15 protein-coding genes and 1 tRNA gene are annotated in these 14440 nt (G+C 51.2%); 3 read left to right on the top strand and 13 right to left on the bottom strand.

Annotated features, from left to right (window positions below; genetic code table 11):
* Positions 1-144 precede the first annotated feature (144 nt).
* Positions 145-909, top strand: a complete 765-nt coding sequence (locus WCI03_02575) for a hypothetical protein (protein ID MEI8138733.1) — start codon at positions 145-147, stop codon at positions 907-909.
* Here WCI03_02575 and WCI03_02570 read toward each other — a convergent pair.
* A complete protein-coding gene (locus WCI03_02570) occupies positions 899-1798 on the bottom strand; it encodes a hypothetical protein (GenBank protein ID MEI8138732.1) in 900 nt (299 codons plus the stop codon). The genes WCI03_02575 and WCI03_02570 overlap by 11 nt on opposite strands.
* A gap of 143 nt (positions 1799-1941) precedes the next feature.
* On the opposite strand from WCI03_02570, the gene WCI03_02565 reads away from it, so the two are divergent.
* Both WCI03_02565 and WCI03_02560 read left to right on the top strand, forming a co-directional pair.
* A tRNA-Ile gene (locus WCI03_02565) sits at positions 1942-2018 on the top strand.
* A gap of 11 nt (positions 2019-2029) precedes the next feature.
* A complete protein-coding gene (locus WCI03_02560; GenBank protein MEI8138731.1) occupies positions 2030-2395 on the top strand; it encodes a PilZ domain-containing protein in 366 nt (121 codons plus the stop codon).
* 20 nt (positions 2396-2415) lie between these two features.
* Here the strand turns inward: WCI03_02560 and WCI03_02555 are convergent, their stop codons facing one another.
* The 12 genes from WCI03_02555 to argF form a co-directional block, all read right to left on the bottom strand.
* Entirely contained in the window at positions 2416-3693 is a 1278-nt protein-coding gene (locus WCI03_02555) for a glycosyltransferase family 2 protein (protein ID MEI8138730.1), read from the bottom strand.
* 135 nt (positions 3694-3828) lie between these two features.
* On the bottom strand, positions 3829-4953 hold the full coding sequence (locus WCI03_02550; GenBank protein MEI8138729.1) for a prenyltransferase/squalene oxidase repeat-containing protein: 1125 nt from the start codon (positions 4951-4953) through the stop codon (positions 3829-3831).
* Positions 4943-5497 (bottom strand): RNA polymerase sigma factor, encoded by a 555-nt coding sequence (locus WCI03_02545; GenBank protein MEI8138728.1) that lies wholly within the window; start codon positions 5495-5497, stop codon positions 4943-4945. Before WCI03_02545 ends, WCI03_02550 begins: the two co-directional genes overlap by 11 nt.
* Before the next feature lie 9 nt (positions 5498-5506).
* Positions 5507-7123 (bottom strand): ammonia-forming cytochrome c nitrite reductase subunit c552, encoded by a 1617-nt coding sequence (locus WCI03_02540; protein MEI8138727.1) that lies wholly within the window; start codon positions 7121-7123, stop codon positions 5507-5509.
* Positions 7124-7142: 19 nt separating this feature from the next.
* On the bottom strand, positions 7143-7643 hold the full coding sequence (nrfH, locus tag WCI03_02535) for a cytochrome c nitrite reductase small subunit (protein MEI8138726.1): 501 nt from the start codon (positions 7641-7643) through the stop codon (positions 7143-7145).
* A 16-nt stretch (positions 7644-7659) separates the two neighbouring features.
* Positions 7660-8391, bottom strand: a complete 732-nt coding sequence (locus tag WCI03_02530) for a ComF family protein (protein ID MEI8138725.1) — start codon at positions 8389-8391, stop codon at positions 7660-7662.
* A gap of 3 nt (positions 8392-8394) precedes the next feature.
* Complete coding sequence (locus WCI03_02525) at positions 8395-9411, bottom strand: MlaD family protein (GenBank protein MEI8138724.1); 1017 nt, start codon at positions 9409-9411, stop codon at positions 8395-8397.
* Entirely contained in the window at positions 9408-10169 is a 762-nt protein-coding gene (locus tag WCI03_02520) for an ABC transporter ATP-binding protein (protein ID MEI8138723.1), read from the bottom strand. Before WCI03_02520 ends, WCI03_02525 begins: the two co-directional genes overlap by 4 nt.
* Positions 10166-10924, bottom strand: coding sequence for an ABC transporter permease (locus tag WCI03_02515; protein MEI8138722.1), 759 nt, complete (start codon positions 10922-10924; stop codon positions 10166-10168). The genes WCI03_02520 and WCI03_02515 overlap by 4 nt, the downstream gene beginning before the upstream one ends.
* Positions 10925-10974: 50 nt before the next feature.
* Positions 10975-12405: a hypothetical protein gene (locus WCI03_02510; protein MEI8138721.1), complete on the bottom strand. Its 1431-nt coding sequence runs from the start codon at positions 12403-12405 to the stop codon at positions 10975-10977.
* Positions 12406-12418: 13 nt separating this feature from the next.
* The gene (gene pyrB, locus WCI03_02505) at positions 12419-13504 is read right to left on the bottom strand and encodes an aspartate carbamoyltransferase (protein MEI8138720.1); all 1086 of its coding nucleotides are present in this window, start codon (positions 13502-13504) and stop codon (positions 12419-12421) included.
* Between the two features lie 10 nt (positions 13505-13514).
* Positions 13515-14438 (bottom strand): ornithine carbamoyltransferase, encoded by a 924-nt coding sequence (gene argF / locus WCI03_02500; protein MEI8138719.1) that lies wholly within the window; start codon positions 14436-14438, stop codon positions 13515-13517.
* Positions 14439-14440 lie beyond the last annotated feature (2 nt).

The raw sequence follows: 14440 nt of genomic DNA, 5'->3' as shown, positions 1-14440 counted from the left end.
CACCACACCTTTCAAAAACGCAAATTCCGATAAATATGAGAACGACAAGCTACAGAACTTGCCTGCGGAACTCAAAGCTTTTTGACAAGCTTTTGACGAATATCCATAGTTGTGTTATTAGTCATCAATAAACAGGAGAGTATCGTGAGCTTGATAGAAGAAGCCCTTCGAAAACAACGGGAAGAAAATGACAAATCAGGAAATGCCTCCATTTCCCCTCCTCCTATTCCCGATGTGTCACCTGAATCCACGCCAGAACCTCCTGCAAATGCCGAAGAACCAGCCCGCCGCCCATGGGTCTTGCTTGCTGGGATCGTTGGGGGTGGGGTGCTTGCTATTCTTTTTGTTCTCTGGCTACTGTTCTATGGACTTGGACTCTGGCACAATAAACCCGGAACATTAATCGTAAAGTCGGTCGGACCGACAAACACACCAATATCAATAGTTTCTAACCTATCCGTAGGTGCCACAAATAACACAACATTATTAGCGGTGCCGCCCCCGGTATCTAGCACGACAACCGTAGCCCAACTCTTAACACCACACCCCACACAAACCGCTTTGACTCCTCCGCAAACATCGCAACCCAAGCCGCCACCTGTTGCCGCACCAGTCATTCCCGCCTCACCCTTGTCAATAGCTGAGCCCCCCCCCCTTCCCCAAAAGATTGCACCTCCGCCCCCCACCCCTGCCAAACTCGAAATGCCAGTTGTTTGGCCGAAACTAACGGTATCAGGAATCATCGGAAGTTCAAAAAATGGTCGGAGTGCCGTGATTCTTAATGGTCAAATGATGAGCCCGGGCGAAACCATAGAGGGTGTCGTTATTGACTCCATAGACAAGCAAAAGGTGAAGCTAAAATTCAGCGGAGAGGTCAAACTACTCTCTGTAGGCGCTACTACGGAGTAACAGACACTGCCAGTGGCTTCGATTCTTTCTTAAAAAAACGTTCCATTGTGTTATCAAAATCAGCTGGGGGTGTTATGAAGAAATGGCACCTGTGTTCGATTAATGACTGAACTTTTTGACGCAGCGTCTTATTGTAAGGGTTCAATAACACGACCAGCACGTCACTCCCCATCAGTTCAAAGGGTATGACTCCGTAGCGGATCATAAAATCCCGCGGCAGAAAACTTAATACTGTCTCCGTGATTTCGAACAAAGATAGCGGAACAAGGGGAATTCCTGAATCTCGGGCGGCAAACGCCATGATCCTTTCTAAACCCCTGTTTGAACGGTCATGAAGCGTATGGAGCACAGACACCGTCACTAACGCAGAATTTGTTGAGATCGCGCTTAAATCCTGTGCAACCACGGCATAATCCTCCTGGGTCAACTCCCCTGCCTGGAACAAAGTCCACGCAAAAGAAAGCTCCGAGGCAACATGCGCATTGCGATTTTCCGCCTCATCATCCTTCTTCAGGTCGTCCGTCAGTTGTTCCGCTGATAAATCAAATTGCTTCGCTTGGGGCTGCCCTACATTAAGAAAAGCATCAAGCCTGGCGCCTGCATCTCCGGCAATAGGATCAGTGAGGGCAAAACGCAAAAACCGCTCTCTTAAAAATTCTGCGGTATCCCGATCATTCTCCTCAATGACAACGCCAGCCAACCGCACAAGATATTCCCGGGCACGCGACAAATCGCCAACCTGCTCGTAGGCATGAGATAACGCTTCAAGCGAAACTCGGTCATTAGGAATGGTTTCAACTATCTGCTCAAATGCAGCAATTGCACTCCACACCTGACTTTCCAGGTCCGCATGTTGATGACTTTCATCCTTAGCCGCCATGTTACTCATGCCGCAAAGATAAAGTATTGTTTTTTAAAAGTCGAGACCCTAAGTCCAATTCATACGCAACCAGAACTCATTGGCGTAAGCGAAAAGATCTTGCCGTCATCGCCGCGAAAGGCATAATACCCACGTTCGTCATTTCAAATGACGGGCCCGTAGCTCAGTTGGTCAGAGCGGAGGACTCATAATCCTTTGGTCGTCGGTTCAAGTCCGACCGGGCCCACCACTTATTCCTCTATGAAAAAGATTCGCCACTTGGAGCGCCGAGAGACACTGGCCTACTGGCCTGCGCACGATGAGCAGACCGGAGAATCAACGGGACTCGTCACCAACCTCAGCGAGGAAGGCATCAGCCTCCATAGCCAATGCCATTTTGAGCCGGGACAAAGACTCAATATCCGCGTAACCGTGGATCCAAAATTAACGGGTCACCAATTTCTTCACCTTCATGTTGAAAACGCATGGTGCCATCCCAGCGGCATATCAGGATATTACCAATCGGGATTCAGAATCATAAATCTGTCGCAAGAAGCACGTGAAGGGATCCAGAAATTACTGACGTCCTTCAGTTATTCTGTACCCCTCTCATCCTTACCCTCTTAGCCGATACAGGTGAAACAGAATCAGTTTTGGCGACCGACTTCAAGCTCGGTCTCAAAACGAACCGTCTTATCCCAGTTGCGTGCTTTTCTTACGACCACATCGTGATAAAGGGCGCGCAAGATAGCGAACATCCAAAGGTATCCATAGAAAAAATACATCAGAAAACCGACTAGCAAACTTTCAGGCTGAGCCTCTCGCTCAAGGGAAAGGGCAAACCAGATTTGAGCAAAATAAAACAGGGCGGAAAACTGCCAGAAATAGAAAATCCAACCGGCATCATGGTTGAGGTGCTCAAAGCCGAATAATGATAGCATCAACGCAACCTGCGAGATAACGAGGGCGATAAGAAACGAATAACTCATCGTCAACATGAAAAGATTTTCAAAAGTGCGGGCCTTGTCCTTTGAACTTCCAAAGTGTCGGATAAGCTTTGAAATTGCGTAGTTATTACCACGCGCCCAGCGGGTGCGTTGCGTCATCCACACCTTCATGGTTTCCGGTTCCTGCTCCCACGTCTGCGAATAAGGCACGTAATCGACCCTGTATCGTTCCATGTATAAACGGGTGGATAACTCGCTGTCCTCGGCCAGTGCCTCTTCGTCCCAACCCCCAACCTCCAAGAGAATGTCTTTTTTGATCACATAGTTGGTGCCCGTTAAAAAGGCAATATCGAGTAGCATATGGCGCCCGGCCTGCACAACGCCTTGAAAACAGAGTCCCTCAATGTTAACGCAACGGGTGAGGAAATTCTGGCGTTTGTTGCCGCACCGGAATTTACCCACAGCCGCCGCTAAAGACGGCTTTGCGATAAAACGCGCCATCAGCAGAAGCAACGCATCAGGTTCGGGACAGTTGTCAGCATCGTATATGGCAATGTAGTCGTCTTTGACACGCAAGGCAGCGGCATTGAGTGCGGCAGCTTTCCCCTGCCCGCCGTCTGGCTTATGACGATGAAACACTTCAACTCGCGGATTCTGCTCATGCAGCCGGTCTAAAATCGCCGCAGTACCGTCCGTAGAGGCATCGTTGATGACCATTAAGGTAAGTTTATCTTGAGGGTAACGCAACGAGAGCAACGTTTTAACCGTGCGTTCAATCACAAGTTCTTCATTGTGTGCCGGCACCAATATCGTTATCGCCGGAAACTGCTCCAGTCCAGGCAGCACACGTCCCATCTCCTTGACAGTCCGACGATGATGAATAAAAGCCCCAATCGTCAAAAAGAACTGATAAATCACCATGCCCGCAACGATCGTTGTGGAAATTACAGCGGAATAATGCAAAAAATCGACCATCATTATATTTAGCCTTGTCCTGATTCTGGCATAGTTTTACCAAAAACGAATAAAGTAGACCACATCACCCCACGCAAGACAAGAACTCCCCAACTATTTGCCACTTTCCGCAGCCCTGAGAGCGCGAGAGGAATAAAGTCATCGTAAAGACAATGAGGCTAAGGCGGTAGCATAGATACGGCCGCCAGCCGATCCCCACCGGTCATCAGCTTTCCAACTCCCCGCCTCGGCGCCCCGCTTTAACTGCAGTGCCAGAAGATCATGGCGCATTGTTGCCAGACGCCGGTGAGCGGGCTCTTCATCCATTTTTTTAAGGGCAGCCGTGAGGAAATAACGGCGATAATAATCCATATCCGGTCCAGAACTTGCCGCCAATCGTTGCATCTGAGTCTGGATGGCTTGGCGTCGACGGGGAGATACCAAACCGATGTGGGCCGGATCCAACAGACTCATGGCACCCATCGCTGTGAGGGTTTGCGAGGCCCCACCTGGCGTGTCCCCACTCTTCTGATATCCAAATGAACCATCATCCGCCGCCATACCCGCCATCCAGCACAACCCCCGCTCTACCCGCGGTTGCAGTTGCGGCCACCCCTGCTGCGACGCCAGGCGCAGAGCCTCAATCTGCCACATGGTAATTGATAAATTGGATGCCGGATGAGCCTCGTTAGAGTAGCCCCAACCGCCATCAGGATACTGGCTGGAACAAATAGCCGCGACCGCCTTATCCAAAGCCACCCTGAGGGCCTCGTCTTTCCGGGATTCATAGGCCTTTGCCAAAGCCAAGGTGGCAATCCCCTGATTATAAGGAGTCCCTGAAAACACCGCCCCAAATCGCCCATCCTTTTGCTGATGTTGAATCAGATAACCAATCGCTTTTTCAACCGCAGGCTTTCCCAAAGACCCACCGTCCAGAAGCGTCATCAGGGAAAGCCCGGTCAGCGCGACTTCAAAATGCTTGCTCCCTCCCCATTTTGCGACGCTCCATGAGCCATCAGGTTCCTGAGTCTGACACAACCATGCCGCAGCCTTTTGACCAGGCTCCATGGTCCTTGCCACAGTTATCCACACCCCCCCCACTAGCAGTGCCACCGACGCCGCAGCCGCCAAGGGAATCACAATACGCCAGAGTCCTGCCCGTTTGCTTCTTCTGCTGTTCCGCTCAGCCCTCACTTTTGCCAAAATATCGGGAGCCAGGTCATGGGACACCACAACAGGGGGCAGGCTCTTAAGCCGGTCCAGCACATCTTGCTCAGTTTTCATTAAATATCCCCCTTAGTTCCAGCAGTGCCAAGTTGATCCGAGACTTCACCGTACCCAGCGGAATTTCCAGTACATCTGCAATATCCTGATAACGCATTCCCTGGTACACATTCAGCACAATCACTTCCCTTAATTTCGGGGACAGCCGATCCAAAGCCTCCTGGACATCCATGCCTGCCTGCGATACCGGAAGCGTCATTCCACCGCCGATTTCAGCATCTGTTTTCAGGCTGTCTTCCAGTCGCCTGTGCATTTTCGCCTTACGCCCCCTGTCTGCCCAGACATGCCGCGCCAGCAGATACAGAAACGTTGTAAACTTGGCGGCAGGGCGATATCGTCCCCTCGCCTTGTAAAGCCTCACAAAGGTTTCCTGCACTAGATCCTCGGCATCATTATAAACGCCCATCCGGACAAAAAAGTTCAGTAGCCCGTTCTGGTGGCGGTGGATCAATTCGGCAAAAGCCGTTTCGGAGCCACCCGCTGTCGCCAGCATAAGCTGAATGTCGGGATCGGAATAAAATTCAGGATGGTCGTCTTCCTGCATGAAGGAAATTTAGAACTCCACCCGATTCACGGCCTCATCCACCGGCTCAAGCCGGGCAGGGGGCAGACTGCCCACGTTCAGATCTTCGCGATCACTGATCGGGACTCCCCTGGGAGGGATTATCCCTTGAACGGTATTTTTAAAGTTTGTGACCCCGGCCTGCTGCACGGCGGCCTGTAAAACCAACTGCCCTTGTCGTGCCAAATCAACGGCCCCTTGAAGAACACGGACGGCTTCCTGTGGCGAATGGAATCCCGTGGAGTTTTCTGAAGAGATAAAATCCCAACGCATGCTGGCCCGGCGATGGAGTTCCCTCGCCCCACCCAAATGATGGGCCAGCAATACCTCGCGCTCCTCATCCGTCTTGGCATTGGCCAATTCCGGAGTCTTCAGAAGTTCCTCTCTGGCAGCCTTAATGTCCGCAATTAAGGCAATAATGGCCCCTTCAGCCTCTTTGAGAGACCAGGCCGTTGAACGCTGTATTTTTTGTATCCGAAGCCTCAAGTCGTCTTCACTTTCCGGGTGACAAACCTGGCATGACGCATTGATATGTTGAAGAGGTGACGTAATATTGTGATCTGAAATCTTCACTGCGCCTTCGCGCTTATACGGCATATGGCAATCTGCACAGGAGACTTTTGAACGTGCATGAATGCCACTTGAGGACAGCTCGGTTTCCGGATGCTGCATTTTCAGCATGGAGGCGCCCGTATCCTTGTGAACCCAGTCATTTTTAAATCCGTTCGTGGTTTGCCGAGCCTCATCATAATAGGTTTCAATCATTTCAATCCTGAGAGGCTGATCCTTGGGCCATTTTGCCCAGGGGAACGTCAGAACTTTGTCCGGCCCCTTGAAATAATACTCCACATGGCATTGCTGACAGACATGGGAGCGCATTTCCTGCCGCGACGCCTTGAGCCCATGCTCAGCATCCGCCTCATAGCCCCGCGCAAGCATGGCATTAATGTAGGCCGGTCTTGTGACACGTAACGACATATCGGCAGGCGCATGGCAATCCGCGCAGGTGCTCCCCATTTTCGAACCGTGAATATCGCCTCCATGAGCGGCTTCGATTTTCGCAATGAGATCCCAGTAAGGTGTATGATTGAATTTCTCCCAGCCCAGTTCCCTGATGAGACTCGGCGTCCAGCCACTATGACAATTCATACAGGCGCCAGGCTGTCCCGCAAATTTCGGCAACCCATGGGCGTTCAGCCACTCTTTGTTGTTCCGCTTAGTGTCGCGCTGATCGATCTGCGAGAAGTAATGACTGCGCTCCTCATTAAAGTCCATACTGAAGGGGTAACCTGCCCAGAGCACGGTCAGGGCGGGATACCTGATCAATTTACTATAGGGCTGACTGCCACCAAATTCGGTGGACGTATTATTTTGCGCCATGGACTTGTAGGCTTCGAGATGCGACGGAAAGTTTTTACCCCAGACCTCAAAATCCACATTGTCATCGGTAACCTTGTTGAGCATCAGGGGGTATTGGCGGCCCTGGGCTTTCTTTTCACTGATATCTAAAAGTAGCGCCACAATGCCCCCGCCAATCAGTGCTGTAACAAAAAATGCGATACCCCACAAAAGCAACACCTTTTTCATCTTGATTTCACCGGATGACATAATATTTTCCCTTTCTAAATTAATTATGGACGTGACCAACCTCACGATGGCACGACACACACCTCAAAGACGGCTCCATCCCCGAGGCCCCACAAACAGCTGGAGCGGCGATGGCGGCATGACAGCGGATGCAATTTTCCTGAACGATTCCCTGAGATGATTCCCTGGCTTTTATGGCAACGGGAACCTTTTCGAAGGTGAATGCATAGCTGTGATGGAAGCCATTATCCGCCTTCACTATCAATTTACCGACCAAGTTATGAGGCACATGGCAGTCATTACACACGGCAACGTGCTGATGCCCACCCTTTGACCAGTTTTCAAAAACGTTATTCATGACGTGACAATTCCGACAAGCCTCGGGATCATTGGTGATATAAGAATATCCTTTGGCGTAGATGAATGTGCAAGCGGCTAAGCCGGCAACAACCCCAGCACAGCAGAATAACACCATGACAGGAACAAAGAGCTTCCGTCCGGTAATGGTGACAATGAAAGTTCGGATAAAATGCCAAATCATGATGAATGACTGTATATTAACCTCGCGCTACAGTCACCACACAAACACGCCCCGCACCGGCCGCCTTCATTTCGCGACTGAGCTCAGCAACGGTTGCACCCGTGGTCATAACATCATCGACCAACAGAAAGTTGCGGCCTTCAATCCATTCGTGACTGTCGGCGCGGAAAGCGCCAGCCACATTTTTTGCACGGGCACGCATATTCAAGCGGGTTTGCGTCCCGGTTTCCCTGACACGCGACACATATCCACCGGCCAGAGGAATTGCCATGAGGCCCGCCAGGTGCGCCGCCAGTAAACGGGCTTGATTATAGGTCCGAGATCGTTCCTTGGCCGGGTGCAGCGGCACAAAACCAACGGCATCAAAAGCCTCACGGGTATAATACGTATTCACACAGGCGTGTAACAAGGCGGCCAAATCAGAGGTCATGTGGGTGGCATTGGAATACTTAAACCGATGCAAAACGTCTTTGATCCCTCCTTTAAACCGGAGGGCGGATCGCGCCTGATCAAATGCAGGTTTCCGATCCACACAGAGGGAGCAGACATAGTCGCGGGTAATCGCCCCATCCACGGGATCACCACACACCCCGCAAAAGGGAGGCTGGATAAGAGGCAGCGCGCTCAGGCAGTCCCAACACAAGTAATTCCCGATCGGCCCCGGCGGAGCCCCACACATCTCGCAAGCCCTTGGCCACACCAGATCAAGAAGGGGCGCAAGGGTGATATACTGGAGACTGGTTGACAACCTTTAGAACGCCCCCATCAGGAGTGAGGTAAAACTCACCACGGGCGATGTTTCCCGGTAATCATCCACAGCCAGGCGAACTTCATTCACCGCCGCTTTCACGTCGTTGTACAAAGTCTCATCGTTGATAATTTTGCCCAGTAATCCTTCACCTCTCTGGATTTTGCCCGTGATCGCCTTGAGCGATTCCGCACTGGCGGAGATGTCTTTATAAAGCTGATCATCCTGGGAAAGCAGTTTACCCAAGGTCCCCTCACCCTTATTCAGTCGATCGCTGATTTCCCTGAGATTCACTGCCACCGCCTGAATATTGGTGTAAACCGAATCATCGGAAATCAGCTTGCCCAAGGTCCCATCCCCTTGATTAATTTTATCGGCAATTTCCTTTACCGTGGCGGTCACGGCACGAATGTCCTTAGCGGCCCCCTGGAACTCATTATAGATTCCATCATCATTGACCAGTTTACCAATGGTGCCTTCACCCTTATTGATTTTGGCTGTCACATCTTTGATGGAGGCGATCGACTGCTCAAGATTAGTCAGAACGCCCCCTTCATTCATGGAGTGGCGGATTTCATGGATCGCTTGGGCGGCTTCCGCCATCAGATCAAACGGCTTCTCCCCCTGCGGCATCACATCTGGCGGCAGTAGCGGGGCACCGGACGATCCCTCCTTGACCTCCACATAACGCCCGCCAAGAATCGACGTTGTCACAACAGTGATCTTATAATCGGTCTTCAGCCTGATCGGACTATCCAGCAACGCCTGAACACGAACCTTCCCATCCAATAACCGCAAGGATTTGACTTTTCCCACCGTCATTCCGCGTTGAACCACCGTATCATCTTTGCGCAAGCCCATGACGTCCACAAACTCGACTTCCATGGGGAATTTCTTCTCGAACAAACTCGCCCGCCCTAGCACAATGGTAAAATAAGCGAGTGCCAAAAGGATCATGAACATGAAGGTTCCCACAATCAACTCGATTGACATCTCTCGATCTACACTACTCTGTTTCATAGTCCGCTCTTCTCCCACTCACCGCGAACGGTGATAAACTGTGCTTCCAAAAATTGCCGCACTTCCTCGATCTGTGATTTCACAAAATCTTCCGGGGTTGCCAGCTCAATAATTTTCCCATTGGTGAGCATGGCAATCCGTGTTCCAATGGACAGCGCACTATGCAGATCATGCGTCACCACAACACTGGTCACCCCGAGTTCATTCCTCAAGTGATCAATCAACCGGTCAATCATGCGCGAAGAAACCGGATCCAGCCCCGACGTAGGTTCATCATAAAGAATAATCTGGGGGTTGGTGACAATCGCCCTCGCCAACCCCACACGTTTGCGCATTCCCCCCGAAATCTCGGATGGAAATTTTTCGATATCCTTTTCCAGCCCCACCATGGCGAGCTTCTCCATGACTTTTTCCATGATCTCGTCGTTGGACAACTGGGTCTTTTCACGCAACGGAAGGGCTACATTCTCAGCCACATTCAACCATTCCAGCAACGCCCCGCCTTGAAAGAGCACGCCGAATTTGTCGCGTATCGATTCCAGTGCTTTACCACTGGCCTCACTGACCACCATGCCGTCGACTACGACCCGCCCCTCATCAGGGGTCATCAGGCGTACCATATTTTTGAGCGTCACGCTCTTTCCAGTTCCAGAAGGGCCCACAATCACAAGGGTCTCCCCTTTGCGGACCTCCAGATTCACGCCATCAAGCACGCGTCGGGTCCCCAGGATTTTGACTACATTTTCCAGTTGGATCATACGTAGAACATCCTTGTAATCATATAGCCCACAATCAGGATGGATAAAAATGAAAGAATGACGGTGCGTCGCGTGGCATTCCCAACCCCTACGGCCCCCTGTGTCGTTGCAAAACCCTGATGACATGCCGTGATAACGATGATCATGCCAAACAAAAAGGCCTTAAGCATCCCGACGAAAAGATCCTTATTGGCTGCAAACCGAATCGCATTGTCAATATAGGCGGCCCACGGGACATTCAACTGGGTCATCCCCACGATCCCCCCACCCACTACGCCCATGATACAGCTATAAAATGACAACAAGGGGGTCATGATCATCATCGCCACTAATCTCGGCATGACCAGATATCGTACCGGATTGATGGACATTAGTTCCAAGGCCGCAATTTCCTCAGACACCACCATGGTTCCCATTTGCGCGGCAATGGCAGACCCCACACTGGCCGCCAAAATCAACCCCGTCATAAACGGCCCCATTTCCCGCAACATGGAGACCATGACGGCAGCACCAATATAGACCTCCTGCCCGAACCGCCGCATTTCAATACCCGTTTGCAGGGCAAGAATCATCCCCGTAAAAGCGGCCACCACCGTAATCACCGTGAGGCTTTTGATTCCCCCCACAAACATCTGATGGATGGCCTCCCGACGCGAACGCCGTGTGAGAACGTAGCGAATGCAGAGCAGTGCTTCCGCCAGCAGAATAATCGCCCGACCGGCGTTACGGCAGGCACCCACCACTTCCCGACCCAACTGGCTCCGCCAATCGGTCGCAGGCGGAAAATATCTTGGTTCACGTGTGATTATGGCCTGTTCCTCCAGTTAATAAAATATAACAATCGCCAACTCGTTCCGGATTCATCACGGCGGTATCCTAGCATCCCTTTCAGAAAATCCCAGTCCTTCTGCTGGCCTTCCCTATCCCCGCGCCCCCACGATGCCAGCGGGAACACAGATCCATATGATGCGCCATTCGTTTCGGCACCCCAGTGAATCAATCCCCATAAAATATCATTCTCACGCCCTACCGTGGTTCGCTCATACTTATAGAACGTCCACCATGGAGTTAAATTCCGTTCAATCGGAGCCGTATTACGAAAGGGCCATAAATCCGGGAATCGAAACCGCTTATAATCATCATTTTTCCGCTCGTAAGAACCTAACGGCCAAACACTTACATACCGATCCACAACAGGCTCATCCCCTTTTTTCAGACGGATTCTTTCGGCATGATAAACAGGAAAAACCCTCACGCTGTTAACATCTCGATCTTTCCTGGTCTCTGTCCGATTCCAAATGAAGGGCCATAACCAGAAACGTCTATTTTCCCGCTCCGTGGTTCTTCGGCCATAGAGTGGCCAGACATATAACTTTTCCTGCTCTTTCGATTTTTGGGTTTGTATAATGGGCCACAGGTAAATATTTTCCGTGCCTTTCTTCCCTGTAGAGTGTCGAAAGAAGGGCGGCAGGAACATCCAGGTTTCCCCGCATTCAGTCTTGGAATGGCCATAAAACGGGAAAAGCATAAACCCGCTCCCACGCGACCCGGGACGGTCATACCGCACTGTTGACCAAAAGGGCCAGAGAATCGAGCGATGTTCCTCAACCCCCTTTTTCTCTGACCTCGCATAAAAGGGAAATACCCTGAAACGGTAAACGTCATCCCCCGTTGTACGGGAAATGAACGGCCATAAATAATAATCAGTTCTCAGATCATTCAGTTCACTGTGCCAGTACAATGGAAAGAGGACAAACTCCACCCGATCCCGCCCGAACCAGTTGTCGATGCGTCCGCCCAAAGGAAACAAGGCACCATAGTCTTCCCCACCGTTGGAACGTCCGACGGCTATCAATGGCAACAGCCAGAATCGGTAAGCTGAGGCAGGGTCTGCGGAATCAGGATCATGATAAACTGCGGATAAAAAACGCCAGTCCGTCTGATTATGCCACCACGAGAAATGCCCAACGGGCCAGAGCACATCCAGACTTTCGCTCCCTCTTCGGGTATCAAATTCACGAACAAAAAATGGGCGAACCGCTGTGAGTTGGTTGGTTCCACCACTATCAGAACGCTCAAAAACCGGACCCAATCCCCGCGCCGTATCCTGTTCACACAAGTCTGGCCCGGAGGAGGCGAGACAACCATAATCGTAGATCGGGGCTGCCCCCACACAGGCAATACACCCGAAATACAAAAAGCCCCCGACTAATATCTTTGGGAAGGTTCTCATCATGAATGGAATGAATTTATGACGCCTGCTGGGCAAAATACCGGTTAATCGTCGCCTCTTTTCCAAAGATAGCGGCAATTAAGGCACTCCGGATCCACATCCCATTTCGCATTTGGCGCCAGTACACCGCCCGTGGATCTTCATCCACATCTACAGAAATTTCCTGGCGTCGAGGGAACGGATGCATAATCACAGCATCCTGTTTAAGCATTTTTAGATGGGCACGGGTAAACGAATACTGACTGATGTCAATATTCCGGCTTTCTCCCGCCGCATCCCATTCGTCCTGAATCCGTGTCATATAGATGGCATCCCCTAGGGGAACGGCTTTTTCGAAATCACTCATTAACTCGAAACTCACTCCAGCCCGGGATAATTGCCCCAGGACATCATCCCCGATTTGCAATTCTTTCGGAGCGACAAACAGCATTTTCACGTTCTGGTAATTTGTCAGCAGCCAGGCCAGTGAGCGCACCGTTCTCCCGCGCGCCAAATCCCCGACAAACACCACGGTCTTGCCATCAATACTGCCACGATTTTCAAAACTGCGTTGCAAGGTATAAATATCCAGCAGCGCCTGCGTGGGATGCTGATCTTTTCCCGATCCGGCATTGATGATCGGCACGGGACGTTCCGTATTGGACAACAACCAGGCCATTCGCTCAGCGAGACCGCCTGTCTGCGAACGCATGATGATCAGATCAAAATAGGAACTGAAGGTTCGCACTGAATCTTCCTGAGTTTCTCCCTTGAATTCACTGGAGGTCGCTGTATCGCGGACCTCTCCTATATTCATCCCGAGAATCTTACAGGCGGCGCAAAAGGACAGAAAGGTTCGGCTGCTGGGCTGGCTGAAATAGAGCATCGCCCGCTGATTCTGCAACAGTTGCCGAAGAAACGTCATTCCCGTTTCTTGCTTGGAGATGCGGCGAATGGCGGTGGCTAACGCCCCGAGTTCCTCAAGCCTTTTACGATTAAATTGTTGCGCCACAAGCACGTGATATTCACGCCCTTGCCCGGCCAGATAGCGCCCTTTTTCATCCACACTCATGCTGTGGAACGCGCCCCAACTCATGTCACTTAATTGCACAGATCCAGACATACTCACCTCGTTACGCTAAAGACGCCACCATAACCGCCTTGATTGTATGAACCCGGTTCTCCGCTTCATCAAAGACTTTAGAGAAGGGTGCCTCAAAAACTTCGTCCGTCACCTCCATGGGCCCGATCTCCCTGGTTACGTCCGTCTCGTAATCATGAAAAGCCGGAAGACAATGAAGGAAAATAGCCTGGCGAGACTCCAAATTTCCCGTATGGCGCATGAGATCCATCGTGATCTGATAAGGCCGAAGCAATCTCAATCGCTCAGCAAACTGATCTTCCTCCCCCATCGAGACCCAGACATCTGAATAGATGACATTCGCACCCTGGACCGCTTCCAGAGGATTCGTCGTAACGGTTACACTTCCACCACGGGAAGCGGCCATAAGGCCCACATCCCGACACAAATCTGCTGACGGTGCCAGCTCAGCAGGCGCACAGTCAACAAAATGCATTCCCGCCTTGGCACATCCAACCATCAGGGTATTGGCCACATTGTTGCGGCCATCGCCAATGTAAACCACTTTCAAGCCTTTAAGACGTTCAAAATATTCCCGAATCGTCAGCAGATCCGCCAGAATCTGGGTGGGGTGCCATTCATCCGTCAGCCCATTCCAGACGGGAATACCGGAATACTTGGCCAATTGCTCCACCGTCTTTTGTTTGAAGCCCCGGAAGGCGATCCCATCGAACATCCGTCCTAAAACACGGGCCGTATCGACAATGGACTCCTTCTTGCCAAAGTGGATATCCTGAGTGCCAAGATATTCCGACTGGCCACCCTCATCCCGCGCCGCCACGGTGAATGCACAGCGGGTGCGTGTTGAATGCTTCTCGAAAATCAGGGCGATATTTTTGCGGCGCAGGGAATTTCCCCGAATTCCCATTTTCTTCTTGTGCTTGAAATCCTCAGCAAGATCGATCAAATAGATCATCT

The organism is bacterium, from assembly GCA_037143175.1.
Lineage (GTDB): Bacteria > Verrucomicrobiota > Kiritimatiellia > CAIKKV01 > CAITUY01 > JAABPW01.
The sequence above is the reverse complement of the archived record's forward strand: the minus strand, read 5'-3'. Positions and strand labels throughout refer to the sequence as shown.

Bases quoted from the DNA above. Each gene is read 5' to 3' on its own strand.
- WCI03_02510 (MEI8138721.1), bottom strand. From the start codon at position 12,405: ATGATGAGAACCTTCCCAAAGATATTAGTCGGGGGCTTTTTGTATTTC.
- WCI03_02555 (MEI8138730.1), bottom strand. From the start codon at position 3,693: ATGATGGTCGATTTTTTGCATTATTCCGCTGTAATTTCCACAACGATC.
- WCI03_02560 (MEI8138731.1), top strand. From the start codon at position 2,030: ATGAAAAAGATTCGCCACTTGGAGCGCCGAGAGACACTGGCCTACTGG.
- WCI03_02570 (MEI8138732.1), bottom strand. From the start codon at position 1,798: ATGAGTAACATGGCGGCTAAGGATGAAAGTCATCAACATGCGGACCTG.
- WCI03_02550 (MEI8138729.1), bottom strand. From the start codon at position 4,953: ATGAAAACTGAGCAAGATGTGCTGGACCGGCTTAAGAGCCTGCCCCCT.
- pyrB (MEI8138720.1), bottom strand. From the start codon at position 13,504: ATGTCTGGATCTGTGCAATTAAGTGACATGAGTTGGGGCGCGTTCCAC.
- WCI03_02540 (MEI8138727.1), bottom strand. From the start codon at position 7,123: ATGTCATCCGGTGAAATCAAGATGAAAAAGGTGTTGCTTTTGTGGGGT.
- nrfH (MEI8138726.1), bottom strand. From the start codon at position 7,643: ATGATTTGGCATTTTATCCGAACTTTCATTGTCACCATTACCGGACGG.
- argF (MEI8138719.1), bottom strand. From the start codon at position 14,438: ATGATCTATTTGATCGATCTTGCTGAGGATTTCAAGCACAAGAAGAAA.
- WCI03_02525 (MEI8138724.1), bottom strand. From the start codon at position 9,411: ATGAAACAGAGTAGTGTAGATCGAGAGATGTCAATCGAGTTGATTGTG.
- WCI03_02520 (MEI8138723.1), bottom strand. From the start codon at position 10,169: ATGATCCAACTGGAAAATGTAGTCAAAATCCTGGGGACCCGACGCGTG.
- WCI03_02545 (MEI8138728.1), bottom strand. From the start codon at position 5,497: ATGCAGGAAGACGACCATCCTGAATTTTATTCCGATCCCGACATTCAG.